The sequence below is a fragment of the candidate division WOR-3 bacterium genome (assembly GCA_039801085.1).
Classification (GTDB): domain Bacteria; phylum Hydrothermota; class Tepidihabitantia; order Tepidihabitantales; family Tepidihabitantaceae; genus JAOABP01.
In genome coordinates this window covers 28,660-53,035 of sequence record JBDRTY010000006.1, presented here as the reverse complement: position 1 = coordinate 53,035, position 24,376 = coordinate 28,660, and the positions used below count along the sequence as shown (strand labels likewise).

Sequence of the window (24,376 nt, the reverse complement as noted above, 5' to 3'; positions counted from 1 at the left end):
CTCCGGAAATTAATCGATTTTTGATGAACTGTCAGGGAAAATCAGAACCAGCGGTATAAAAGCTGGGGATAGTTCCGCATCCCGAAAAACCGTTCACCGGCCTCGTCAAAAAACTCCCGCCAGAGCTGGCGCAGCTTCGGACGGGGTTTAACCCACTTCGGCTCGCCCCTGATCCCGCAGCGCTCAGCCAGAATCCGCTTTGCATCCTCAAATGTACCCAGCGTATCCACCAGACCAAACTGCCGCGCCTGTCTGCCGGTCAGAACTCTGCCATCGGCGATCTTTTCCAGACTGTCAAGCGGAATCTTCCGCTCCCGGCTTACTACCTCCAGAAACTGACTGTACACATCATTAACCACTGTCTGAAGCAGACGCCGGTCAGCATCGGTCATCTCCCGGAATGGTGAGCCGACATCCTTTGCCTCCCGGGACTTGATTGTCTCCACCCGCATTCCGAGCTTGTCCAGCAACCCGCGGACCACGGGCAGCTGCATGATTACCCCGATCGAACCGGTCAGAGTACCGGGGTTGGCAACGATCACATCGGCCGGTGTCGAGACATAATACCCGCCCGAGGCAGCAACCGTGCCCATTGACACCACCACCGGCTTACCCTGCTCCCGGATACGTTTGATCTCGGAGTAAATTTCGTGTGCGGCAGTTACACCGCCGCCCGGACTCTCCACCCGAATCAGAATCCCCTTTACCTGCTTATTCTTTGCCAGCGACTGGAGCTGACGTACCGTCTCCCGGGAATCGGTTATTGTCCCTTCAATGGTAAGATAACCAAGCGCACCCCCTGCTGCCGGTATTTCCTCCTTCCTGACTCCGGAAAGAAATACCCCGACTGTTAACGCGGTACCGAGAATAGTTACCAGCACCATCAACGCCACAATCAGAATCACAATCCGGCGATTCATAAAATTAAAATGGGCCCTAGTGGACTCGAACCACTGACCCCTGCGTTATCAGCACAGTGCTCTACCACTTGAGCTAAGGGCCCAGACAGCTTTAAATTTAACATAAAACCGGTCACAAGTCAAGCACGTTTCAAACGCCAGCCCTCTTTTGTATCCTCAATCACAAAACCCCGGCTTAAAATCTCCGCCCGCAACCGGTCCGCCCTTGCCCAGTCCTTTGCCCGGCGTGCCTGCTCCCGCTCCTCAGCCAGCGCCCGGACATCGGCTGGTATGTCCTGTTCCCCCTCGAGCGTTTCTCCGAGCCGGAGACCTAGAACCCGGTCAAAATCGAGGAGCAGCTTCCAGGCACGGCGGTCCTGGCGCCGGTTGCCCTCCCGCACCAGACTCCACACCACCGCCATTGCCTGCGGCAGGTTCAGATCATCCTCAAGCGCAGTCTGGAATTCCAGCTGTGCCCGTTCCAGCCATTCCGATTCACCTGTAACCTCCTGCCAGGTCCGGGCATTCAATCCCAGCTCCCGCAGCCCTCGGAGCCCGTTCTGCGCTCCCTGCAGTGCTTCAATCGTAAAATTAAGCGGCATCCGGTAATGGGCGGTCAGGCACAGATACCGGAACGCCAGGGGCTCATAACCCTGCCTTTCCAGCTCAGTGACGGTCATGATATTGCCTTCCGACTTGCCCATCCGTGCCTCACCGAGCTGGAGAAAGGCGTTATGCATCCAGTAGCGCACCACCTCCCGGCCGGTGGCAGCAAAATTCTGCGCCCGCTCGTTCGTGTGGTGAATCGGGATATGGTCAATTCCGCCGGTGTGAATGTCAAACTCCTCCCCCAGATACTTGATTGACATTGCCGAGCATTCAATATGCCAGCCCGGGAATCCCCGGCCCCAAGGCGAATCCCACTGCATCAGGTGTCTGGGCTGATTGGTAATCCAGAGCGCAAAGTCGGACGGGTTACGCCGTTCCGGGTCCACCGCCACTCTGGCACCGGCACGCTGCTCCTCCAGATTCAGCCTGCCCAGACGCCAGTAATCCGGATACCTGCTGGTATCAAAGATCAACCCGACACTGGTCCGGTAGGTAAATCCATTCGCCTCAATCCGCCGGATCAGTTCAATCATATCCGGAATATGCTCAGTTGCCCGGCAGACAATATGCGGTCTGATAATATTGAGTTTCTGTGCATCAGCAAAGAACGCCTGCTCATAAAACCGGGCGATCTCCTCTGGCGTTCTCCCCTCCCGCCGGGCGCCCGCCTCAAGCTTATCCTCACCCAGGTCATCATCAGTAGTCAGATGCCCGACATCAGTAATGTTCATCACATGGCGGACCTCATAGCCCAGATATTCAAACACCCGGCGCAGGGTGTCGGCAAACACATATGCCCGGAAATTACCGATATGGGCAAACCAGTAGACGGTTGGTCCGCAGGTATAGATTCTGACCCTGCCCTTCTCCACCGGGACAAATTCCTCTTTCTGTCGTGTGAGGGTATTATATACCTTCATCCTGTGCCAATTCTATCTGCCTGCCATCCGCAGTCAATCCCCGGCAGAAAGGACATCCCACCCGGTCGCAGAAAAAACTTATTTCTGATTTGAACCGGCAAACGACAGCCGGGCAAAGGCTGGCAGGTCAAATTGAGAAGGACCAAACCGCCGGAACCGCTCATAGCCGGCAGCGGCAATCATCGCTGCATTATCAGTGCAGAACTTGGGTCGGGGAATTAAAAGTTCAAACCCTAGTCGATCGGCTAGCAGCTGCAACTGCTGGCGCAGATACCGGTTTGCCGCCACACCACCAGAGACACCAACCCTTCTCATTCCCGTCTGCCGGACCGCCTGTTCCACCCTTTTTGCAATCTGGCGGACCGCTGCCACCTGAAACGAAGCTGCCACATCCGGCCGGTGGGCATCCGGATGCTCGCGCAGATAATAGAGAACCGCGGTCTTGAGTCCGGAAAAACTGAAGTCCAGCCCGCCGGCATCAGCAACCGGAAAGTCTATTACCGGTCTGCCCTCAAGCGCCAGCCGTTCAATCTCAACCCCGCCGGGATAGGTCAGACCGAGCAGCTTTGCCACCTTGTCAAAAGCCTCACCACAGGCATCATCAACTGTTGCCCCCAGCTCCTGATATTCACACCAGTCATTAACGAGCAGCAGTTCGGTATGACCGCCGGAAAGCACCACTCCCAGGTATGGCGGCTGAAGCTGGGGATATTCAAGCCGCAGGGCAAAGATATGCCCCTCAATGTGATTTACCCCGACAAACGGGATGTTCAGGCTGAAACTCAAACCCTTGGCAAAGGGCAGACCGACAAGCAGAGCACCCAGCAGTCCGGGGGCATGGGTCACAGCAATCAGCTCCACCTGCGGATAATCGATTCCGGCTTCCCGCACTGCCTGTTCCACCACAGGCACAATCATACGGATATGTGCCCGTGCTGCCAGCTCCGGGACTACGCCGCCGTAAAGTGCATGCACAAGCTGGGAAGAGACAGTACTGGACCGGACAAAAAGACCATCCTCTAACACCGCTGCCGCGGTTTCATCGCAGGATGTTTCAATCCCCAGAATCAGCATTTCAGCGGACGGTCACATCAAAAAGCAGCGGCTCAATCTTCACCAGCCGGAACTTTTCGGGCAACACCACATCCGCCCCCAGCCGATATTGCCCTGGACTCAAACTGGAAATTTTGATCTGGACCGTAATATCCGATGGCTCAATGGAATCGATCCGGTCTGCCGGACCGGCAATTGCCACCTGTGCCTCAGCCGGCTCAACCCGGACTTCACAGGTGGGCGGTGCCAGCACCCGGACCGGCAGTCCGAGCAAAATCCTTGCCCCCTCTTTCTCCAGCCGAATCTCGACCTCGACCGTTTCGGGTGTGCATGTAACCCCCGCTCGTGGCACCTGAACCGCCAGCCTCCGCACCTCGTTACTGCGAACTGAACTCAGATCCAGCGTCTCGGTAGAGATCTCGGCAATCTGCTCAATATCTCCTGCCGTACCCGTTACCCGGACCAAAGTATTGACCCGGAGTTCGGAAACCATCATTCCACCACCGGGCTGCCCCTTGGTCGGCACGGTCACCTTGACCTCTTTGGAAGCTGCGGGACCGAGCCGGACCTCGATCACCTCCGGTTCCACCGCCCGGACGCTCAGATTGCCGGGAAGATTGAGATCGCTGACATTCAGTTTGATCTGCCGGGAGCCGAATCTGCCTTCCGGCACTACCGGCCGGAACTCCAGCCGCTGGGGACGGAGCCGCAGCAGCTCCTTGCCCTTGCCGCTGATCGTGACCACCGCGGTCCGGGCATCAACATCGGTAATTACCCGCGCCTCCTGCCGCTGGTCACCAAGGACAATCGGCACCCTTACCCGGACCTCATAACTCCGGTCCAGCACCGCCACGAGCCAGAGGAATACCGCAAAAAAAAGTGCCAGTATTTTCAATCCGAGGTTGCTGGTTATGATCCGGAGCAGATGCACAACATCAATATAGGTGGTTTTGGCTCCGCTGTCAATCACGCCCGCATCTTGACTTTCTCCGGAAGCTGTTCATATTTCATTTATGAAGGACACGGTCTATGAAGCATTCAGCGCCGCAGTCCGGCGCTGCGGACCCAAACCTGCCCTGCTGCACAAGGTCAGGGGCCGGTTTCAGCCGATCACCTTTGAGCAGCTGAACCGGCTGGTTGACGAAACTGCCGCCGGACTGGCTGCCTGCGGTGTCAAACCGGGAATGCGGGTTGGGATCTATTCCTACAACCGTCCGGATTGGGTAATTGCCGATCTCGCCACCATCAAGCTGGGCGCGGTCGTAGTTCCCGTCTATCACACCCTTGCCCTGGATACGGTAGAATACATCCTCAGAGATGCCGAGGTATCACACCTGTTTGTGGAGTCACCGGACCTGCTCAACCCGCTCCTCCCCCGACTGAACTCAATCCCGGGCTTGAAGCTGGTCATCACATTTTTCGAGCCCTCCGCCGGTGCGGATGCAAGAATCATCAGCTTTACCCGTCTCCAGCAGCAGGGGGCAGATACCCTGAAAACCAAACCGGGACTGCTTGAACCCCATCCTGCAAAACCTGATGACCTGCTGACCATCTGCTATACATCAGGGACTACCGGTGAGCCCAAGGGCGCCATGCTCACCCACCGCAACATCATGTCCAATGTCCAGGCGGCAATTGAGCGCTTCAATGTCACGGAGAAGGATACGCTCGTCTCCTTTCTCCCGCTCTGTCATATGTTCGAACGGACCTGCGGGTATTACACCATGCTTTTTGCCGGCGCCGCCATCGCCTATGCGGAATCGCTCCAGACGATCCGCGAGGATGTGGCTGCAGTCCGGCCGACACTGCTGATTGTCGTCCCCCGCGTGCTCGAAAAGGTTTATAATGCCGTTCAGGAAAAGGTCCTGACCGGTCCGGCTCTCCAGCGGATTTTGATGATCGCCACGATTAAGAGCCTGAACCGGTACCATCAGCTCAAATCCCGGAAACGCCGGGTTCCGCTCGGACTGATGCTGAAAAAGATGCTCCTTGATCTCCTGGTGGTGCGCAAACTGCGGAAACTGGGCGGCGGCAGAATCCGGCTTATTGTTTCCGGCGGCGCACCGCTCGAACGGAAACTGGCACGCACAATCCGGAATCTCGGGTTCAACCTTGTTGAAGGTTACGGTCTGACCGAAACCTCACCCGTCGTCTGCGCGGCAGTTCCCGGCGCCGAAAAGGTGGGCACGGTAGGCAAACCGTTCCCCGGCGTTGAGGTCAAAATCGGAGAAAATGACGAAATTCTGGTGCGCGGACCCAATGTCATGCTCGGCTATTACCAAAAGCCGGAGGAGACCGCCCGCGTGATCGATCCTGAAGGCTGGTTTCATACTGGCGACCAGGGAAGATTTGACTCTGAGGGGAACCTGATCATTACCGGCAGGATCAAAGAGCTGATCGTCAACTCCTATGGGAAGAACATTGCACCGGTGCCGATCGAACAGGCGCTGCTGGCATCAAAATTCATTGAACAGGCGGTGGTCATCGGCGATCGCCGGCCCTATCTGGTTGCACTGCTGGTTCCCGCCCGGCTCACCCTGGAAGATTACGCCCGGGAAAACCGCATACCTTTTCAGCGCTATGAGGACCTGCTCACGCACCCGCAGATCATCAGCCTGTTCCGTTCCGAAATTGACCGCTGTCTCCGCCCCTTTGCCCCTTATGAGCAGATCCGCAAGTTCCGGCTCATTGCTGAGCCGTTTACGGTGGAAAACGGCCTTCTGACTCCCACGCTCAAAACCCGGCGTCCGGAAATCAGCCGGGTATATACTTCCCTGATCGACTCCATGTATCAGGAAGAATAAATGGCCTGTTTACTGATTTTTTCCCTTCTAAGCACCGTAAGCCGGATTGACACGATCTGCAACCGTGCTAGCTATTTTCTGTTCAACCGGCATCTCAATCCGCATTATCTTGACTCCGCCTATCAACTCCTCGCTCACGCCCGCCAGCTTGACCCGCGCCATGAACCGACCCTTTACCTCTGGTCCCGGATTCACACTCAGCTGGGCGAATTGGAACCGGACCGGGAACAAAAAATCAGGTTTTTTGAGCGCGCCCGGGCGATTGCCGAAACCCTGCAGCAGGTCAATCCTAACAATCCGGATGGCCATATGTGGTGGGCAGTTGCCCAAGGCAGGATCGGAGAAACCCGTGGGGTACTGAACTCATTATTTATGGTGCCAGCGTTGAAAAAGGCATTCCACCGGGTACTGGAACTGGACTCAAATTATCCCACAGTTTATGAAGCCCTTGGTGTGCTTTATTACGAACTGCCACCCTTTGCCGGTGGGGACCTGAAGCAGGCGGAAAGATATCTGATAAAGGGACTGCGGCTCGATCCCAACTACACCGTGATCCGGCTTGACCTCGCCCGTGTCTACCTCAAACAGGGCAGAAGGGATGCTGCCCGTGAGCAACTGCGCCTGCTGTTGAAGACAGCAAAACCCACCTATCCTGCCGATTTCTATCTTGATGACAAGCCCGAAGCCGAATGGCTCCTGCGTCAGCTGGAGACAGGCAACTGACCGGGCAGTTTTTTGCTAATTACCCTTTTTGCGCACCCCGGCAGGATCCGCTACTGCCGTCTGACCGGGCTGACTTTTCTCCGTTGAAGAAACAAATACTGACCGCTCCGCCCGCTGCAGTGCCGTTTCCAGCATCCGGATCCTGGTCTGAACCGAAACCCGGCGGTTGATGATCACCATCAGCCGGTCCCGAACCCGGCAGATTCCACCTTCACCGCGCAGGTCATCATAGATCACCCTGACCCCCAGCTCCTGACAGCGTGCCTCGAGTTCGCGGGCGACACCTTCAGGATTCGGGATGCGCCTGCCCCGGTTTGCACCCCGGTTTTTATTCTCTTCCTCTATATCCATCCCCTCTCCTTATACCACCTCAGCGTTATTTCGCCACCCCTACACAAATCGTATTCGGACTTGAAACCGAGCTCGGTTTCTGCCCGGCTGTTTTCACAGACCCAGCATTGCTGACAAAGCTCCCGGACTTTATCCGGATTGAAGATCGTCCCTTCCCGCTTCAACCAGGAATAAATCCGGGCTGCCAGCATTCCCAGCATCGGCGGCACTCTGAGCCGCCGTAATCTCTTGCCCGTAATCCGTTCCCACTCCCGGGCAATCATATCGTAATTATAGCAATTACCGTCCGAAACAAAATAAATTGCACCGGACGGAACATCCCGTTCCATTGCCAGCACCGCCGCCCGGACCGCATCCGCAACATAGATGAGCGAAAAGGTTCCGCCCAGGACCGGTGCCCAGCCCCGGGCAAATGTCCGCCAGAGCATGAGCCCGTCCCGGTCTCTTGGACCGTAGACCGCCGGAAAACGGAGAATAACGACCTTCATTTGCCCCCTCAACTCCAGAACCGCATTTTCTGCTGCCAGCTTTGCCCGCCCATAGTTACTCACCGGCATCGGGGCCCGGGTTTCATCCAGCGGACGATCCGGTGACCCCGGTCCTGCGGCCGCTACCGAGGAAAAGAGTACAAAACGCTCAATCCCTGCTTCGGCTGCCAGCCAGGCGAGCGCCTTCGTCCCTTCATAATTTACCCGGACAAAATCCTCCTGCCGCCTTGCCCGGACCACCGCCGCTGTATGCAGAACCGCCTGCACGCCCGCCACCGCATCCTTGAGCGTATCCGGTGAAGTCAGATCCCCGAAAAAAAGCTCCACCGGCAGACCTTCCAGCCACTCCCGGTTGCTGGTTTTACGGACCAGCGCCCGCACCTGATAACCCTGATGCACCAGATATTCACATAAATGGGAACCGATAAACCCGTTGGCACCGGTCACCAGCACCCTGGCCATCACCCCTTTTTCCCCAGCTCCGGCAGCAGCCGGGTAATGAAGTAATCCCGGCTGGCAAGCGCCACCTCCCGGGGCCGGGTCTCAAACACCAGCCATGCCGGGCTGCTCACCAGCAGTTCCAGATAGGGCTTGACATCAGCAGTTCCCGCGCCCAGCGGCAGATGCTGATCCCTGATGCCGTTGTTATGGTGGAGATGGGCGTGAAAGATCCTGGAACAAAACCGCTGAAAAAAGGCAAGCTCCATCTCCTGCTGCTCTTTCGGCAGAATTGCGATATGACCGATATCAAAACACAACCCCAGGCTTCCGCCCAGGAGTCTGGGTAAAATCTTCTTTGCAGGTGCAAACCGGAACCCGCCGACATTCTCCACACACAGCCGCGCCCGGTCCCGGGCATAGGATTTCAACTCTCCCAGCGCCGCAAGCAGTGCCTGCTCATAATATTCCGGGAACTCCTCATGAGTAAACCGGTTGCCTCCGCCATAACCGTAGTGCATGTCAAAGCCGAGATGCATGATGACATTCCGGGCGCCGATATCGGCTGCCCAGTCCAGCGTCCGCTTCAGCTCCACAACTGCACAACGCCGCACCCGTTCACTGGGAATAAAGAACGATGGACCCTCCAGGGCATGAATCGCCAGCTTCACCCCTGCTGCCCGGGCGTGCCGGCGTACCTGATCACGCTTCCCTGCCTGTCGGAGCTGATTGCCGAACCGGATGTTACCGAGGTTGAGCTCCAGCACACCGAAGCCGTTGCCGGCAGCGAAATCAATTGCTGTGATGATATCAGTAAAATCAAAAAGGATCTGTATTCCTAACCGCCGTTGCAGCGTTTCGCTATCCAGCACAATGGATTATATTGCAGCACCGGACTGTGTCAAGTGCCGCCCGCTCAGAACAGATACAGAAATCCCAGATACACCAGCCCGTTGAGCAGGGTCAGGGGAATACCGATCCGGGCAAAGTCAGTCAATGTGATCGTCTCCCTGGAGCGGCGCTCGGCATTCTGAATGATGATCACATTGCTTGCCGCGCCCATAATCAGCATATTGCCGACAATTGTACTCCCGGCTGCCAGCGCCATCAGCGCCCGCTCTGACACCCCGTTCTCAAGCAGGATCGGCAGATAGAGTGCCACCAGCGGCACATTGGAAATGAACTGACTCAGCAGCACACTCATGACCATAATTACCGGCAGCGAACGCAGATTCAGCTGCAGCTGACTGATCAGCGATTGAAAAAACCCTGCCCGCCACACACTGGCCATCAGGATAAACATCGCTGCAAAGAAGATCAGGGTGTGCCAGTCCACCTTCCGAATCAGCTCCAGGCGGCGCGGGCTGAAGATCAGAATCGGCAGGGCAGCAATTACTGTTATGTATACCAGCTTCAATTCCGGACCGGCAGGAAACAGACCGGCAGCGATTTTTATCAGAATCAGCCCTGCCAGCAGAATCAGTGCCAGCCGGGCAAGCCGGGCGAGGTGGCTGTCGCTGATCTCCTCCGCACAGTGATTGAGCACCGTGTTGTTGAAATACTCCCGGTAAAACAGCTTGAGCATTCCGAAGGCAACCAGCAGATTGAGCAGCGTCGGTATCAAAAGCATCCGGAGAAATACGACAAAGGGGCTGGAAATTGCCGCCTCAGTGGCAATGAGAAAATTCTGGGGATTGCCGAGCGGACTTGCGGCACTACCGATCGTCACCGCAAAGGCAAGAGCGATCAACAGGGCACGGACATTGATCCGGTGTCTTTCCGCCATTAACAGCACGACCGGCGTGCCGACAATCGCCAAGGTATCATTCATCAGCAGCGCCGACAGAAGCCCGAATCCGAAAAGGATCATCAGCAGCAGCTGATCCCGCGTCCTTGCCCGGCAGAAAAGCAGATAGGCGAGCCGGGCGAGATATCCGCTCTCCTCCAGTGCCGCTCCGATCAGAAACATGCTGAACAGAAAGAGCATCACCTCCCAGTTCACCGCCCTCAGGGCTTCCAGCGGCCTGATACTGCCGCTCAGCAGTACTGCCAGCGCTCCGCCGGTCATCACCTGCCAGATCTGAAATTTTACCGGACCGAGTTGCCGGACCGCAATCAGCAGCAGAACCAGCCCTAATACGACAATCGGAATCATCGAGGCTGAAACTCCGGGAATAAAGACATTCCCAGTTTATACCCCGCCCGCAGCCGATTGTCAACCTCTGACACTCCTCCATCCTGTCAGTTGACAGCTATCATTACTCTGTTATAGTTGAAACTGGAGGTGCTTATGAGATTAATACCGCTGGCGACCCTGCTCTGCGGCCTGCTGTTCACGCCGCTTTCTGCCCTCATCCAGACCGACACCATCGGCACAACCGGCGTTGACCTGCAGAACTGGGGTCCGGCATGGCAGCGGATCTATTACCTGCCGGGATTCGGGATCTACACCACCTGGGTGAAAACCGGGATGTGGGCAAACTTTTACAGTTTTACCACCCGGACCTGGTCCGGCGAGGCAAGCGTGTTCGGCTCCCAGCGCAACGCCGGCGGAAACCTCGCAGTCTGTACCAGGAGCAGTTCGCCCTATTACCGCTCCCCCTTTATCTCCAGTTACATCAACCGTGAACCCCGCTGGCCCATAGTTGCGGTGGAAAGCATCCCGGGCTCAGGGATATTCAGTATGCGCCCGCCAGACTCCAGCCTGATTGAATGTCAGCGCCCACCGATTGCCTTCACGGTCAATAACCACCTCCATCTGCTGTGTGCAGTTCCGACCGGTGATACTCTGCTCTACTCCCGGTCCACGGATTACGGTATTACCTGGACCGACCCGATTCCGGTCTGCGGACCCTTTCTGCCCGAAAATCCGACCTACACCCTCGCCGGCTCAGAAAACTCCAGCCGGCTGGCTGCGGTCTGGACCAATGAGGACTCATCCGCACTCTGGATCAACATCTCGGAAGATGCGGGCATTAACTGGACCGGACCCCAGAATATCTTTCCTGTTCCGACCACTATTACCAGTCCCAAACCGGGCAGGCAGGGCGCCTATGCCATCTTTGACCGCAATGACCGGCTGAATGTGGTCACTCAGATCTGGGACGGAACTCACCAGTATCCCGCAGAAATCTGGCACTGGCAGGAAAACCGCAGTCCGGCATGGTCGCTGGTCTTCCGCTTCGCTCCCGGCTCGGTGCTCGCCGGTGCCGAACCCGGTGATCCATTTGTCCTGCGTCCAACCATCGGTCAGAAGGAGGATGGCACCTTGTATGTCCTGTGGCTCAACTATGACTCCCTGAACTATGAACCCCAGACCCAGATCGCCCGTGCCGACCTTTTGATCGCCCAGTCGCCGGACAACGGCCTGCACTGGAGCCGGCCGTTCCGGCTTACCGGACCGGATAACTGCTCCCGGCTCAGCCCGTGCCTTGCTCCCGCTGTCACTGATTCCCTGTTCATTATCTGTGTCATCGACCAGCTCGCCGGCATCTATGAACAGGGACACGGCTCCCAGACTGTCAATCCGGTGGTCGTTTTGCGGGTCCCGGTTACCCAGATTCCGGGAATTACCGAATCTGCCCCGCGCCTGAATCAGCAGCTCCAGAACCTGCCGACGATATTCAGAACCCGGCAATTTTCTCCGCGCTCCTGTGCTCGGTTTTATGACATCACCGGTAAAAAATTAAGCCGGCCGGACCGGGCTGGAGTATATTTCCTGTCCCAATCCGGCAAAATGCTGAAACTGCTCATTCTACCTTAGTGTGGCAGCCCGTCTTCTCATCCTGCTTACTTTTGCCCTCACTGCAGGCTACCCGTCAGTTATAACTGACACCGTCGGCTGGACCACCCGGGACCGACAGTTTCCCGGTCCCGCACTTCGTTACATTTATTACGACCCCCTGCGCGGTGTGCACATCATCTACAAGGACGGCTATGGTGCGATCCGCTATAACTTCAAACCCCGGGGTGAAAACTGGTGTTTCCGTCAACCGGTCCTGCTCAACCCCTATCCGCGTAATCTCGGCTCGCTGGACATCAATATCACCAATGGCAGACCGCTGATCTCCGCCGACCGTCTCGAGCAGGGCAGAAGGGTCGTCTCCTGTTTCAGCGATTCAACCGCCGGTGCGGGCAGATTCTATGAAACTGAAATTGCCACTGATGCCCGGTTCAGCCTGGTTGCTGCTGCCCGGTTCGGCTATCCGAAATTTGCTGCAATCCGCAACGACAGCCTTTACTACCTCAGCCCCTGGTCATACCGCAACCTCGGTCCGATCGGACCCTTTCCCCGCCACAATATCGCCGCCTCCAAAATCTCCAGCCGGCTCGGGTTCGTCTGGGCGGAACACACCAGCCGGAAACTTTTCTTCCGCGAAACCCCGGACAACGGTGGCACCTGGTATCCCCTGCACAGCCTCTCTGACTCTGTGCCCGCACCGCTCAACCGCTCCCTCTTTGCCGGCAGTCTGGTTTATGACTCAATTCAGCCCCATCTTGTCTGCGACCTTTATGACGGCACGAACCGGGGACGGGTTCAGCTCTGGCACTACTGCCCTTATCAGCGACCGGCCTGGAGTCTGATCTGCGAATACCGCTTTCCCGACACCGCCCGGCTCGGACTCCACACCCTGGCACTGGACCGCCCCTCAATCGGGATTGACCGCCGGCGGCTCAATTCCGACCTGAACCGGCTCTATGTGGTCTGGGAGCAGTTTGATCCGGATAACATTGACCCGGTTACCGGCATCGCCCGGGCTGACATCTGGGGCTGTGCCTCGTTTGATAACGGCAGAACCTGGACCCCACCGGTCCGGCTCACTCAGCCGGACGAAACCAGCAAGCGCTTCCCTGCTCTTGCCGAAGTGGTGAACGACACCCTGCACATCCTCTGCTTTGCCGACCGGCAGGCGGGCTCCTGGGAGCTGGGCGAAGGCAGTGCCACCCGCAATGCGGTAATCCACCTGCGGGTGCCGGCAGAAATTTTCACCAGCCAGCCGGTGGAAAATCACTCAACCCCTGGCCTTCGAATTCCCACGATACTTAACGCCCGAACTGTGAATTTACTTCCCGCAGACTTTCACCTCTACGACCGGACCGGCAGAAAAGTTCCCGCCCGGAACCTTCACCTGCTCCCTGCCGGTGTCTACTTCATGCAGGTTCCCGCCCCTTACGGGCAGATTGTCCAGCCGCTGGTAAAACCCGAATGACCGGGTTACTGTTATTGACTCCACCAGACAACGAACAATAATTAATCGTGATCATAAAGTTTGAGGTTTATACTGATGGCAAATGCTGGTGTGCCCGCGGCATCAACGCCGACATCTTCACCTGCAGTGACTCCCTTGACAATCTCGTTGAGGAACTCCGGGACGCTGCCGCCTGCCACTTTGAAGAGGAGCTGAAGAAGGGTAAACCGCTGACGCTGGCAATTCACACCAAGATCAAGGTTGCCGGTGGCACCGAAATTGCCCCAGATTAGCGGCGAAGCGATTGTCGCCCTCCTGCGCCGGCTCGGCTATCAGATACTGCGCCAGCGCGGCAGTCATGTCCAGCTGAGCCGGATGACTCCTGCAGGGGAACACCGGATCACGGTCCCTCTGCACAAAACAATTGCCAAAGGCACTTTAAATGACATTCTGTCCCGAGTCAGCCGCTGGAACGACATCTCAAAAGAAGACCTGCTGATCCAGGTTTAACAGCCTGGCAAAACACACACCGGTAAATTATGTCTCGCTCCGCCGTCAAATTGTTTACGCTATACAGGCAATTCATTGTTGCAATATTATAACCAGAACTTTCTCTACTTTATTTTCTTCCCCTGCCTCGGTTACAGTCGTTTTGGGAACAAAAAAATAAACTCCTCGCTTTAAATCCCCTGTTCCGATTTCCCTTCCAGTTGCATCATAAACATCAACATTATCTAACTCCCTATTTCTAATAATCTCTATCAATCTTTCATGTGATATTATGCTTTGTTCTAAATTTCTTCTGTAATTGTTTATTAATAAAGGGTGATCATCTGATATTCCCGTCGTGTCACCTATAACAAAAACACTATCTGTTATCTGATTGTTTTCTGGATTGGAATCGGCCAAAGGAATATAATAAGTTATTACATTCAAGCCGCTGTCCTGGTTTCTTACAATCCAAGAAGGAAATTCAACGAAAGCACTATCAGGAGTGAAGTGCGGTGGTTCAAGAGTTCTTGAAAGGCAAATAGAATCAAGTGTCTGCCCATTTCTCTTTCTTGTCATAATAACTTGAGGTGTTTCTTTTCTTAAATCGCTTCTATTTCTTATAACAACATTTAATGGCACACTATCACCAATATTTACCGTGTCAGGAATTGCTTGAATTCTTTCAACTAGAACATCTCTAAAACCAGGATTGTAAGTTAAGTAAATAGGGGATTGCCCGGTGTCAGCATCAATAAACTTCCCTTCAATTAAGCCGGTTGATGTTGCAGATGAATCTCTTAATCTTACTTCTATGTTAAATTGTCTGCCAAATTCAAAACCAGAAAGTTTTGTTCCATCAAAAGAAACTCTAAATCTTGCTGTCGGTCCTCCAGGATAATTGCTTTGAAATTTCCCGTAAATTGTATCGAGAAAAGTAGGAATCCAACATTTTCCATAAATTGAATCCCCATTTTCAGTAAAAGCATTTCTCACATTTAAACCATGTCCGTTTACATAAAGATTTGGTAACCAACACACTATGGCAGGTCCTTTGTAAAATGTTTGCGCAACAGTATCACCATTACTTTTGACATAAACTGCAACACTGTCTCCAGGATTATAATACAATAAACCGCCACCCCAATGGTAATCAATAGAATCCACAAGGGTACGGTCTCTTTCACCACTCCTTTTATTCACAATCCATACAGTATCTGCTTTTCTTCCTTCTTTTGAAGGAAAAGCATAGCTAGCAAGACTTAAATCACCAGCATTAGCCTTTTTTAATAGTCCTGTAGAACTTACTAATAATAAACTAAATAGTAATTTATTCTTTAATTTCATATAATTTTTATAACAGCAGTCAGTCTTTCTGTCAAGTAGCATCTTTAAATTCTAAAATGGCAGATATTTCACTGCCTTTGTTTGACAGTCCGAACTTTCTCCGTTATCTTTAAGCATCAGTTTGTATACGGTTTGCAATTTTATTAACAGGAGGACATTATGGCTAAGCATTGTGAGATTTGCGGTAAGGTCGGAATGGTCGGCTCCAACATCAGTCACGCCCACAATGTGACCAAGCGGCGCTGGGAGCCCAATCTCCAGCGGGTCCGGGTCAAGGAAGGCACTGCCACCCGGCGGATCTGGATCTGCACCCGCTGTCTGCGCACCGGCAGGGTGCAGAAGGCATAATAATAAGGAGGCAGCTTGAAGTATCTGATTACTGGTATCACCGGATTTGCCGGCAGTCATCTTGCCGAGTATCTGCTCAACCTCGGCAATGGCGAGGTCCACGGCACGACCCGCTGGCGCTCCCGGACCGAAAACATTGAACATCTCCGGGACCGAATTCAGCTCCATGACTGCGACCTGCGCGACTCCTATTCGGTCAACCGGCTGATCGCCAGTGTGAAGCCGGACCGGATCTATCATCTCGCTGCCCAGAGTTTTGTCCCGATGTCCTGGGCGGCACCTGCCGAAACCTTTGTCACCAATGTCATTGCTCAGATCAACCTGTTTGAGGCGGTCCGGGCGGCTGGCTGCGACTGCCGAATTCAGATCGCATGCTCGAGTGAGGAGTACGGACTGGTCCTGCCGGATGAGGTGCCGATCAAGGAAACCAATCCGCTCCGGCCCCTGAGCCCGTATGCGGTCAGCAAGGTGGCGCAGGACCTGATGGGCTACCAGTATCATCAGAGTTACAAGCTCTTTATCATCCGCACCCGCGGCTTCAACCATACCGGACCCCGGCGCGGCCATGTGTTTGTCACCTCCAACTTTGCCAGGCAGATCGCCGAAATGGAGAAGGGCAGGCGGGAACCGGTGCTGCATGTTGGCAATCTTGATGCGGTCCGGGACTTCACCGATGTCCGGGATACGGTGCGCGCCTACTATCTGATTCTGGAAAAGGGCGTCCCCGGTGAGGTCTACAATGTTGCCACCGGCCGGGGCTACCGGATCGCCGAGGTGGTTGACATCCTCAGAAGTCATGCCCGGGTAAAGTTTGAGGTCCGGCAGGACCCGGGCCGGATGCGGCCAAGTGATGTTCAACTGCTGATCGGTGACGCCACCAGACTCCGCACCGCTACCGGCTGGGAACCGCAGATACCTTTTGAACAGACGCTTTCTGACCTGCTGAACTACTGGCGCGAACGGGTCTGAATTCACCTGCAATTATGCCCCGCCGCGCACTAATCACCGGAATTGAAGGGTTTGTCGGCGGACATCTCTGCCACTATCTGCAGAAGCTGGGCTGGGAGGTTGCCGGCATTCACCTCAATCCGCCGCCAGCCGGACTGAACGTCGAGCTGTTCTGCGCTGACATCTGTGACTTTGACCGGCTGAAATCGGTTCTGGAGCAGACCCGGCCCGAATGGATATTTCATCTTGCCGGGGTATCGTCAGTGGCAGAGGCGGAAAAGAATCCGGTTCCGGTCTATGAAATCAACACCCTCGGCACCCTGAAACTGCTGATGGCGGTCCACCAGCTGATGCTTCCCTGCCGGCTCCTCTTTGTCTCCTCCGCCGATGTCTATGGCCGGGGCGAAAACCCCCATTCCGAAACCGATCCGGTCGCACCGCTCACCGTCTATGCCCGGAGTAAGCATCTCGCCGAACAGCTCTGCCGGCTTTACTACCAGGCATGGGGCATGGACATCGTTATCGTTCGGCCCTTCAGCCATACCGGTCCGGGCCAGGCGCCACGGTTTATCTTCTCCAAGGTGGCACAGCACATTGCCCTGGTGGAGAAGGACAAGGCGGAACCGGTGCTGAAAATGGGCGACCTGAGTGTACGCCGGGACTACACCGATGTCCGGGATGTGGTTCGGGCATATGTGCTGGCAATGGAAAACTGCATCAGCGGTGAGACCTATAACATCACCTCCGGCAATGCCATCCGGCTCCGGGAGGGCGTGGATTTGCTGCTGAAGATGTCGCGGGTGCCGGTTGAGGTCCGCTCCGGTGCAACTGAAATCAGACCCTATGACATCCCCTATCTCTCCGGCAATGCGGAAAAATTCCGGCTCATCACCGGCTGGCAGCCCGAAATACCGTTCGAACAGACGCTTGCCGATCTTCTCGAATACTATCGCCAGCGGGTCTGACCCGGTTTCCGGCGATGAAACTTTCAATTATCATCGTCACCTATAACAGCGCTGCGGACATTGAAGCCTGTTTGAAATCAGTCAGACCGGTTGTACCTCATGAGGTCATTATCATTGACAACGCCTCTTCGGACCGCACCCGTCAGCTCCTGGAGCAGGCGGTCACCAGCGGTGCCCATCCCCAGCTGCGCATCATCTATAACCCTGCCAATTACGGCTATGCCCGTGCCAATAACCAGGGCATGGCACTTGCCCGGGGTGAATACATTCTTCTGCTCAATCCGGACACGGTGCTTTTCCCGGATGCGATTGACCGGATGGTCGAATACCTTGACCGTCATCCTGAGGCTGCCGGGGTTGCGCCCCGTCTGCTCAATCCGGACGGCACAACCCAGCTGTCAATCCGCTCCTTTCCCACCTTCTCCTCCGTCCTCTGGGAGCTGACCGGTCTGCCCCGCATTTTTCCCAACTGCGCCCGGATCAACCGCTGGCGGCGCCGGGACTTTGACTATGAGAAATTTCAGTATGTGGAACAGCCGATGGCATCCTGCCTGCTCCTGCGCCGATCAATTCTCGGGGCGCTGGGCGGGTTTGATGAGCGGTTTCCGATCTATTACAACGATGTTGACCTCTGCTACCGGATTTACCAGCAGGGCAGCAGGCTCGCCTATCTGCCCGAGGCAAAGGTTACGCACCGGCTGGGCGCCTCCACCAGCCCGCTCAAGACTAAAATGATTTACGAAAACCACCACTCACTTTTCCGTTTTCTGAGCAAGTACGACCGGAAACCGTCATTTATCCTCAAAGCGGTCATCCTGCTGCCCCTGCTCGAACTTTCAGCCCTGCTCCGGGTTCTGCTTTTCCGCCTGAAAAAATTGTCAGCAGATAAAACTGATTAACCGGCACTCAGCCGCTGGAAGATTCCGGCAAGCCGCCGTGCCTGAAAGCGCCGGTCCAGCCGCTGCCGGTCCCGGCTGGTAAACTGCGCCGGATTTTCCCGGATCGCGGCGACCGCTGCTGCCAGCTCCGCACCGGTCTGACAGATCTTGCCGGCACCAAACTCCGCCACCAGCCGTGCCGCCTCATCATCCGGACTGCCCCAGACAATTACCGGCCTTTTCACCCCCAGATACTCATACAGCTTCAATCCCACCGGCTGCTTGGGCTTGCCCAGATAGAGCAGTGCATCCGCCCCCTTCATCAGCGCCACCGCCCGCCGGTGACTGACCCGTCCGAGCAGAACCGCCTGTCCGCTTGACGCCAGCAGACCCCGGCTTGCCGGATCCGCATCGCCGGCAAGATAAAGCCTGACCTCCGGCACCGCCTGCAGTGCTGAAACCAGAGCGGCTATCTCCTGCCGGTTCTCATAGAGATTGCCCGCATATAAGAGACTGAAACCCTCAAGCCGCTCCGGCTCAACCGCCAGCTCCTGGGGATCAAACCCGTTCTCCAGCACCGCCAGCTTTGCCTCAAGTCCGGCATCATCACCCAGCGCCTGTCTTAGCCGTTCACCGGTGCCGGGATTGACCACCAGCACCACCGCTGCGGTCTCCACAATCCGCCTGAGCATACGGCGCAGAACCGGCCGCTGATAAAATGGCGGTTCCGTAAAACCGGCAGGCCAGGGGTCGCGGAAATCGGCAACAAGCGGCAGACCCGATTCCCGGGCAAGCCGGACACCCGCAAGCAGGGTGGTCCAGGGCGGTGCGGTCGCAAAGATCACCCGGGGCTGATACTCGGCAAGCGCCCGCCTGCCCGCCCGCAGGGCAAACGGCAGCCAGCCGATCTTGGCATCAGGCAGCAGCACAAAATTCAACCGCCTTGCCCAGCGGCTGCCGGAGTGGACCGGCACCGTTCTGGACCGTCCGCCTGACCGCGGGCGCACAATCTCAAGCAGCCGGTTGAGGTCCAGACTTTCGGTCCGGATTATGACCGACTGTCTGAGATCGCCCAGCAGTTCCGGATCATAGCCGTAGTATGCCACCGGCTTGACGGTCAGGATCACCGGCTCCCAGCCGGATTCAGGCAGATACTTGCACAGCTTGGTCACCCGCATCACCCCGGAAAGTCCGAGCGGCGGGATATAATAGGCGATGACCAGCACCCTATTCATCACCCACCATCTCCGGCAGATGTTCGGCAATCTGGGCGCGCACCGCCTGCACCTCCATCCGCACCAGCTTCCAGGTGTCAAGATATGCCCAGAGCCCGTCAATATCCAGCGCCAGCAGGTGGTCCTCAACCTGCAGCTCCTCGGGCAGAAGGTCAAAGAAGGCACCCGAGCCCAGACTGTCCTCAAACTCAATCCGGTGTGCCCGCACCACCGCCTTGAGCGCCTCCCGGCCCGGCAGCGGCATCCGGTGCAGGTCCTCATCCTCCTTCAGCCGGACCACCAGCACCTTGCCCGCCAGATCCTCGGCATCAACCCCTTCTGCCTGCAGTCCGCCGGCCAGCAGCCCGCCATAGGTTGTGCCCAGGAGATGAAAGATGAACGCCCGGCTGCCATCGGTGTAATAGGGAAACTCCTCGGGTGCCAGCCCGGGAAAGATCCGGCTCTTTAATACCTCGGCCAGCCGGTAATAATAACCGCCGGTGCCGGTGCCTTCAAACACCTTGGTGCTGTCGGAGACGGTATTCAGCGATTTGACAAAGATCCGCTTCTCCTTTTCCCGGCGTTCAACTATCTCCCAGGACCTGCCCGCCAGCATGAACCGCTCCAGCACAAAGAACACCGTGCCCACCTGCTGGCCGGTGGTGGTGTCAATGACCTCATACTGACCGAAACTCTTCTCCTGAATATTGGAGTGAATCCGGCCGGTCTCAATCCGCCGGCTGATCGCCTCACCGGCATAGAGCAGGCCGCGGCGGTCGGTCTGGACGACCCCCTGCTCCAGGAGATAATCAAGCACCTGCTCCCAGACGCGGCTTGTGCCGTAGACCGGCGCAAAGATCCGCCGGAGCGCATCCCGGGTCGTGCCGATCCGCCGGCGCTGAAACAGATAGGAGACAATCTGCTGGGGAATGACCGCCAGGCTCGGAGTATACCGCTTCTCGTAAAGCCGGCCCTGGCGGGCAAGGTCAATGAAGGTCTCAAACAGCAGCCTTTCCCAGGAGTCAAGATAGACGCCAAGCATGACCAGCCCGTTGCCCCGGCGCCGGTTGCCTCTGCCGATCCGCTGGAGGAGTGAGGAGACATTGAACGGCGGCCGGTAAAGCACAACCGCATCCACATCACCGATGTCAATCCCGAGTTCCAGCGTCGAGGTGCAGAGCAGAATCCCGCTCCGCTCCCGGTTCATCCTTGCCTCCACCTCCTCGCGCACCTGCCGGGTCAGACTGGCATGATGGACCCAGACCCTGCCGGTAAACGGGGTGCGGTCAAAAAGCCGGACCCCGGCTTCGGCAAGCGACCGGGCATTAAAGAACACCAGCACCTTGTGGGCACCGAGCGCCACGAGCCGCTCCAGCACCGCCCCTGCCCAGTCCCGGCCCGCCTTCAGCAGTTCCGCCTCAATCTCCCGCTGATTTGCCACCTTGACCACCACCCCGTCCGGAAAATACCGCTCCCCGATCCGCTCATCATCAATCGTCGCCGACAGGGCATAACAGCTGACTGCGGGGTTGATCAGCCGCAGCCGTTCGAGCAGAATCCGCAGCTGATCCCCGCGCGGGCTGTTGTCCAGGAGGTGAATCTCGTCAATGATCACCGCCTTGAGGCTGGTGAAGATTCTGGGGTGCCGGCAGAGCAGGGAGTCAAACGACTCCGGTGTGGTCAGAAGCATGAACGGCAGCCGGTCCTCATCAATTGCCGGGTGATCACCGGTCTTGCGCTCCAGCTTCAGCCCCAGATACTCGAGCGGCTCCACCAGCCGGCGGTAGAGGTCATTGACCAGCGCCCGGGTCGGCGAGATGTAAAGCACGGAAAAGTCCCGGCACCCCTGCGCCAGCAGCCGTTCCACCACCGGCGCCACCACCGCCTCGGTCTTGCCCGAAGCAGCCGGCGAGATCAGCACCAGATTGTTCCCCTGAAGGATTACCGGGATCGCCTCGAGCTGGACCGGGGTCAGACTGCCGAACCGGCTGAAGAACGGATGCCAGGTCCGGCGCAGTGCCTGCCGGATCTCTCTGCCGGTTGCCTGTCCTTCAAGCTCTGATGCTGCCAAATCCGCCTTATCCTGCCCGGCTTGACATCTCCGCCGGTGCGGAAATTATGCCCCGCTGCCGGAGCCGGGCGATGTCCAGCCCCTCAACACACCCCTTGATAAAGGTCCGGACCCCGCCACTGCTCTTCCTGCCCAGCCAGGCAAGGAGCCGTTTCTGCTCCTCGACCGGCAGTTTGAAGCCCGGATATGCCCGCTCGTAAATCCGGATCATCGTCGCAAACGCATCCACCAGCGCCTGCTCGGCCAGCGGTGTCAGCTCCAGCTTGCGCCGGACCGAATTGGCGAGCCGGAGATAGCCGTATTCACCCGGGGTCGGGGTCGTCGCAAAAATAAGCAGCAGCGCCGGCTCCCGGTAGATATAGGGCACCGGCCGGACCTGATTGTGAATCAGCCGGTCCGAAACCTCCCGCAGCTGGGGGTCATTGAGCGCCACCCGCACCAGCCCCTCCATGAAGTTGATGCTCTTGGAGAGATAGACGATATCCCAGAGCCGGGTCACCGTCTCCGCCTCATCAAGGAGCAGCACCAGCCCCCGGAAGCCGAGCTGCCGGCTCATCCAGGAGATCGCAGAAATGATATTACAGTAGAAGTCGGCAGCGGTGGAGAAGTCATAAAGGGCCGGAATCCCCTGCGCACCCCGCACCCGGTAGGGTGAGCGCATCTCGGTCGCATACTCCTTGGTGCTCTCACCCTCGACCCACTGCCAGAACACCTCACTCTCCCGGGCGCCCGGCTCGAGCCGCTTCAGCTTACGCAGGAGCGGACCGAAGAAGACATGGTCAGCGAGATCCAGCCGGGTTGCCAGCTGGAGCAGTTCCCGGAATCCGCCCTCCCGATCCCCGCTGATGAACCGCAGATTACGCACCAGCTCCCGGTAGACCCGCTTCGGCCGGTGGGGCGAAACCTCAACCGGATCAAACTGCACCAGACTGACCACCATCCCGGCCTGGAGCGCCCGGTGGTGAATAAGCTCAAGGATATGGGTCTTGCCACTCCCGTATTCACCCTCAAACATCACCACATCCCCCCGGCCCTGCTCCAGCCCGGCAAGCATCCGCTCAATCACCTTCAGCTCCTGGTCCCGGCCGAAGGTGAACCGCTCCACATCCTGATGGGGCACAATCCCGAGCCGGAATGCCTCAATCATCCGGCAGGCGCTCACCCGGTCCACACCCGCACTCCGGGCAACCGCCGCATCGAGCAGCGACTCGTCCACCTCAACCAGAAACCGCACCCGGTGCCGGGGCAGCCAGAGCCGCAGCCCGGTCTGAAACCGCACCAGCAGCTCACTCCCCTGCCAGCGGCTGTCCAGCACCTCCCCCTCGCCGAACACCGGATGGGAGACCAGTTTAGAACTCCTCACGCTCCACCGCCTCCTGCTCCTGCTTCACCAGCTTCTGGGTGGTCACCCGCAGCAGCTTCTCCGCATCCCGGGCTGTGAAACTCAGATTCGGCTCCGCCTTCAGCCGGTGCAGCAGTTCGACCGCGGCAACGACAAACAGCCGGCGGTAGCTGACATCAAGCACAAACCGCTCGACCGCGGTCTGCGCCAGCACCTTCAGCACCTTCTCCGCGCCGCTGAGCCGGACATCATACGCCTGCTCAAACAGCATCCGCAGCTTCACCCCCAGCTGTTCGAGAAATGCCACCGGCTCCATCCCCAGCTCCTCAAGGTTGATCCGCACCCCGACCGGATTGGTCTCGGAAAACACGCTCCGGAGCCGCTGCTTCAATGCCTCATAAACCGGACCTGAACCCTCAAGCAGCAGATTGTCATCCGGGACCGCATAGAAGAACATCGCACCCGGCAGCCGGGAGTTACCGCACTCATCCACCAGCTGGCGCAGATTGTCCAGTGCCCGGCGCTTGTCCCGGGCTGAGGCGATGGACATCCCCCGCTCCGCCTCATCAAAGAGCAGGATCAGACCCCGGTAGCCGATCGCATGCACCCACTGCGCCAGCGACCGCAGCATCCGGAAGGCGGTTGACTTGTCAATCCGCTCTGAAATCCGGAAGCGCGCCCTCGTCTCCCGTCCTGCCTCCTCGCCCTTGAGCCACTGCACCGCCTCCTGAAAAGACTCCAGGTCCTCAGCCAAAAGCGACTGAAACGCCCCGCGCACCGCATTGAAGAAGCTCGTCGAGTCGGTCATCGGCAGATCCAGCAGATAGCTTTCGAGCCGTTCGGTCCGCTCCTCCTTCTTGCGCCACTCCCGTGCCCAGCGCCGGATCACCGAGTCAATCCCCTTCTCCCCGAGGGGCAGAATCGCATCGGTCGGCTGGGGTGCACTCAGATTGAGCGCCACCGCCTTGTAGACCAGCTCCAGCTTGTCAAACGGACACTCGGTCGGGTTCAGACTCACATACGCCACACAGTAGTTGTGCTTGAACGCCAGATTGCGCACCGAATAGAGAAAGTGGGTCTTGCCCCCGCCGTAATTGCCGGTGATCAGCTTGAAACTGGAAAGGTTGAACTTGAGGATGCCATCCAGATACTCCTCCTCAATCACCTTCAGATAACGGTCCAGCCCGACGGTAAACGCCTCAATCCCGAACTCCGGCGGTGTGCCGGTTGAACCCAGCTTGTTGATTACTGCCCTTGCCAGCTCCCGCTCCATTGCCACCTCCTCATCTGCCGGTCCGGC

At 57.2% G+C, this 24,376-nt stretch carries 23 protein-coding genes and 1 tRNA gene; 10 read left to right on the top strand and 14 right to left on the bottom strand.

The window, feature by feature from the left end; genetic code table 11:
• Positions 1-41: 41 nt before the first annotated feature.
• The 5 genes from sppA to ABIK48_08635 all read right to left on the bottom strand — a co-directional run bounded on the left by sppA (position 42) and on the right by ABIK48_08635 (position 4,451).
• On the bottom strand, positions 42-920 hold the full coding sequence (gene sppA, locus ABIK48_08655; GenBank protein MEO0022222.1) for a signal peptide peptidase SppA: 879 nt from the start codon (positions 918-920) through the stop codon (positions 42-44).
• 10 nt (positions 921-930) lie between these two features.
• A tRNA-Ile gene (locus ABIK48_08650) sits at positions 931-1,003 on the bottom strand.
• A gap of 36 nt (positions 1,004-1,039) precedes the next feature.
• A complete protein-coding gene (gene cysS / locus ABIK48_08645) occupies positions 1,040-2,428 on the bottom strand; it encodes a cysteine--tRNA ligase (protein ID MEO0022221.1) in 1,389 nt (462 codons plus the stop codon).
• A gap of 78 nt (positions 2,429-2,506) precedes the next feature.
• Positions 2,507-3,502, bottom strand: a complete 996-nt coding sequence (tsaD, locus tag ABIK48_08640) for a tRNA (adenosine(37)-N6)-threonylcarbamoyltransferase complex transferase subunit TsaD (GenBank protein MEO0022220.1) — start codon at positions 3,500-3,502, stop codon at positions 2,507-2,509.
• A gap of 1 nt (position 3,503) precedes the next feature.
• The gene (locus ABIK48_08635; GenBank protein MEO0022219.1) at positions 3,504-4,451 is read right to left on the bottom strand and encodes a CdaR family protein; all 948 of its coding nucleotides are present in this window, start codon (positions 4,449-4,451) and stop codon (positions 3,504-3,506) included.
• Positions 4,452-4,494: 43 nt separating this feature from the next.
• Here ABIK48_08635 and ABIK48_08630 point away from each other — a divergent pair, with 43 nt between their 5' ends.
• Both ABIK48_08630 and ABIK48_08625 read left to right on the top strand, forming a co-directional pair.
• Positions 4,495-6,285, top strand: a complete 1,791-nt coding sequence (locus tag ABIK48_08630; GenBank protein MEO0022218.1) for a long-chain fatty acid--CoA ligase — start codon at positions 4,495-4,497, stop codon at positions 6,283-6,285.
• Positions 6,286-7,008: a tetratricopeptide repeat protein gene (locus ABIK48_08625; protein ID MEO0022217.1), complete on the top strand. Its 723-nt coding sequence runs from the start codon at positions 6,286-6,288 to the stop codon at positions 7,006-7,008.
• A gap of 15 nt (positions 7,009-7,023) precedes the next feature.
• Here ABIK48_08625 and ABIK48_08620 read toward each other — a convergent pair whose 3' ends face one another.
• The 4 genes from ABIK48_08620 to ABIK48_08605 are packed head-to-tail and all read right to left on the bottom strand — an operon-like array spanning position 7,024 to position 10,440.
• Positions 7,024-7,359 carry a hypothetical protein gene (locus ABIK48_08620; protein MEO0022216.1) on the bottom strand — a complete coding sequence of 112 codons (336 nt, stop codon included), beginning with the start codon at positions 7,357-7,359 and terminating at the stop codon, positions 7,024-7,026.
• Entirely contained in the window at positions 7,350-8,309 is a 960-nt protein-coding gene (locus ABIK48_08615; GenBank protein MEO0022215.1) for an NAD-dependent epimerase/dehydratase family protein, read from the bottom strand. The genes ABIK48_08620 and ABIK48_08615 overlap by 10 nt, the downstream gene beginning before the upstream one ends.
• The gene (locus ABIK48_08610) at positions 8,309-9,157 is read right to left on the bottom strand and encodes a sugar phosphate isomerase/epimerase (protein ID MEO0022214.1); all 849 of its coding nucleotides are present in this window, start codon (positions 9,155-9,157) and stop codon (positions 8,309-8,311) included. Before ABIK48_08610 ends, ABIK48_08615 begins: the two co-directional genes overlap by 1 nt.
• Positions 9,158-9,201: 44 nt before the next feature.
• Positions 9,202-10,440 (bottom strand): SLC13 family permease, encoded by a 1,239-nt coding sequence (locus ABIK48_08605; protein MEO0022213.1) that lies wholly within the window; start codon positions 10,438-10,440, stop codon positions 9,202-9,204.
• Between the two features lie 135 nt (positions 10,441-10,575).
• Here ABIK48_08605 and ABIK48_08600 point away from each other — a divergent pair, with 135 nt between their 5' ends.
• From ABIK48_08600 to ABIK48_08585, 4 genes are read left to right on the top strand one after another with little or no spacing between them, the layout of a single operon-like run.
• On the top strand, positions 10,576-12,048 hold the full coding sequence (locus ABIK48_08600) for a sialidase family protein (protein MEO0022212.1): 1,473 nt from the start codon (positions 10,576-10,578) through the stop codon (positions 12,046-12,048).
• Position 12,049: 1 nt separating this feature from the next.
• Positions 12,050-13,495, top strand: coding sequence for a hypothetical protein (locus tag ABIK48_08595; protein ID MEO0022211.1), 1,446 nt, complete (start codon positions 12,050-12,052; stop codon positions 13,493-13,495).
• Between the two features lie 47 nt (positions 13,496-13,542).
• Positions 13,543-13,767: a type II toxin-antitoxin system HicB family antitoxin gene (locus tag ABIK48_08590; GenBank protein MEO0022210.1), complete on the top strand. Its 225-nt coding sequence runs from the start codon at positions 13,543-13,545 to the stop codon at positions 13,765-13,767.
• Complete coding sequence (locus tag ABIK48_08585) at positions 13,742-13,984, top strand: type II toxin-antitoxin system HicA family toxin (GenBank protein ID MEO0022209.1); 243 nt, start codon at positions 13,742-13,744, stop codon at positions 13,982-13,984. Before ABIK48_08590 ends, ABIK48_08585 begins: the two co-directional genes overlap by 26 nt.
• Before the next feature lie 72 nt (positions 13,985-14,056).
• On the opposite strand, the gene ABIK48_08580 is transcribed toward ABIK48_08585, so the two are convergent.
• Entirely contained in the window at positions 14,057-15,310 is a 1,254-nt protein-coding gene (locus tag ABIK48_08580; GenBank protein MEO0022208.1) for a hypothetical protein, read from the bottom strand.
• Between the two features lie 159 nt (positions 15,311-15,469).
• Between ABIK48_08580 and rpmB the strand changes: the two genes are divergently transcribed.
• Genes rpmB through ABIK48_08560 form a run of 4 tightly spaced genes read left to right on the top strand, consistent with a single transcriptional unit; the run spans position 15,470 to position 18,470 of the window.
• On the top strand, positions 15,470-15,658 hold the full coding sequence (gene rpmB / locus ABIK48_08575; GenBank protein MEO0022207.1) for a 50S ribosomal protein L28: 189 nt from the start codon (positions 15,470-15,472) through the stop codon (positions 15,656-15,658).
• A 15-nt stretch (positions 15,659-15,673) separates the two neighbouring features.
• Positions 15,674-16,627, top strand: coding sequence for a GDP-mannose 4,6-dehydratase (locus tag ABIK48_08570; GenBank protein MEO0022206.1), 954 nt, complete (start codon positions 15,674-15,676; stop codon positions 16,625-16,627).
• Positions 16,628-16,641: 14 nt separating this feature from the next.
• Positions 16,642-17,571 carry a GDP-mannose 4,6-dehydratase gene (locus tag ABIK48_08565; protein ID MEO0022205.1) on the top strand — a complete coding sequence of 310 codons (930 nt, stop codon included), beginning with the start codon at positions 16,642-16,644 and terminating at the stop codon, positions 17,569-17,571.
• 14 nt (positions 17,572-17,585) lie between these two features.
• Complete coding sequence (locus ABIK48_08560) at positions 17,586-18,470, top strand: glycosyltransferase family 2 protein (protein ID MEO0022204.1); 885 nt, start codon at positions 17,586-17,588, stop codon at positions 18,468-18,470.
• Here ABIK48_08560 and ABIK48_08555 read toward each other — a convergent pair.
• From ABIK48_08555 to ABIK48_08540, 4 genes are read right to left on the bottom strand one after another with little or no spacing between them, the layout of a single operon-like run.
• Positions 18,467-19,684: a glycosyltransferase gene (locus tag ABIK48_08555; protein ID MEO0022203.1), complete on the bottom strand. Its 1,218-nt coding sequence runs from the start codon at positions 19,682-19,684 to the stop codon at positions 18,467-18,469. The two genes, ABIK48_08560 and ABIK48_08555, sit on opposite strands and share 4 nt — an antisense overlap.
• Entirely contained in the window at positions 19,677-21,734 is a 2,058-nt protein-coding gene (locus ABIK48_08550) for a DEAD/DEAH box helicase (protein MEO0022202.1), read from the bottom strand. The genes ABIK48_08555 and ABIK48_08550 overlap by 8 nt, the downstream gene beginning before the upstream one ends.
• Positions 21,735-21,741: 7 nt before the next feature.
• A complete protein-coding gene (locus ABIK48_08545) occupies positions 21,742-23,097 on the bottom strand; it encodes a BREX system ATP-binding domain-containing protein (protein ID MEO0022201.1) in 1,356 nt (451 codons plus the stop codon).
• Entirely contained in the window at positions 23,084-24,349 is a 1,266-nt protein-coding gene (locus ABIK48_08540) for a BREX system ATP-binding domain-containing protein (GenBank protein MEO0022200.1), read from the bottom strand. Before ABIK48_08540 ends, ABIK48_08545 begins: the two co-directional genes overlap by 14 nt.
• Positions 24,350-24,376: the final 27 nt, after the last annotated feature.

Coding starts and splice junctions, on each gene's coding strand:
- sppA (MEO0022222.1), bottom strand. CDS start 920: ATGAATCGCCGGATTGTGATTCTGATTGTGGCGTTGATGGTGCTGGTA.
- cysS (MEO0022221.1), bottom strand. CDS start 2,428: ATGAAGGTATATAATACCCTCACACGACAGAAAGAGGAATTTGTCCCG.
- tsaD (MEO0022220.1), bottom strand. CDS start 3,502: ATGCTGATTCTGGGGATTGAAACATCCTGCGATGAAACCGCGGCAGCG.
- ABIK48_08630 (MEO0022218.1), top strand. CDS start 4,495: ATGAAGGACACGGTCTATGAAGCATTCAGCGCCGCAGTCCGGCGCTGC.
- ABIK48_08625 (MEO0022217.1), top strand. CDS start 6,286: ATGGCCTGTTTACTGATTTTTTCCCTTCTAAGCACCGTAAGCCGGATT.
- ABIK48_08620 (MEO0022216.1), bottom strand. CDS start 7,359: ATGGATATAGAGGAAGAGAATAAAAACCGGGGTGCAAACCGGGGCAGG.
- ABIK48_08615 (MEO0022215.1), bottom strand. CDS start 8,309: ATGGCCAGGGTGCTGGTGACCGGTGCCAACGGGTTTATCGGTTCCCAT.
- ABIK48_08605 (MEO0022213.1), bottom strand. CDS start 10,440: ATGATTCCGATTGTCGTATTAGGGCTGGTTCTGCTGCTGATTGCGGTC.
- ABIK48_08600 (MEO0022212.1), top strand. CDS start 10,576: ATGAGATTAATACCGCTGGCGACCCTGCTCTGCGGCCTGCTGTTCACG.
- ABIK48_08580 (MEO0022208.1), bottom strand. CDS start 15,310: ATGAAATTAAAGAATAAATTACTATTTAGTTTATTATTAGTAAGTTCT.
- rpmB (MEO0022207.1), top strand. CDS start 15,470: ATGGCTAAGCATTGTGAGATTTGCGGTAAGGTCGGAATGGTCGGCTCC.
- ABIK48_08565 (MEO0022205.1), top strand. CDS start 16,642: ATGCCCCGCCGCGCACTAATCACCGGAATTGAAGGGTTTGTCGGCGGA.
- ABIK48_08560 (MEO0022204.1), top strand. CDS start 17,586: ATGAAACTTTCAATTATCATCGTCACCTATAACAGCGCTGCGGACATT.
- ABIK48_08555 (MEO0022203.1), bottom strand. CDS start 19,684: ATGAATAGGGTGCTGGTCATCGCCTATTATATCCCGCCGCTCGGACTT.
- ABIK48_08540 (MEO0022200.1), bottom strand. CDS start 24,349: ATGGAGCGGGAGCTGGCAAGGGCAGTAATCAACAAGCTGGGTTCAACC.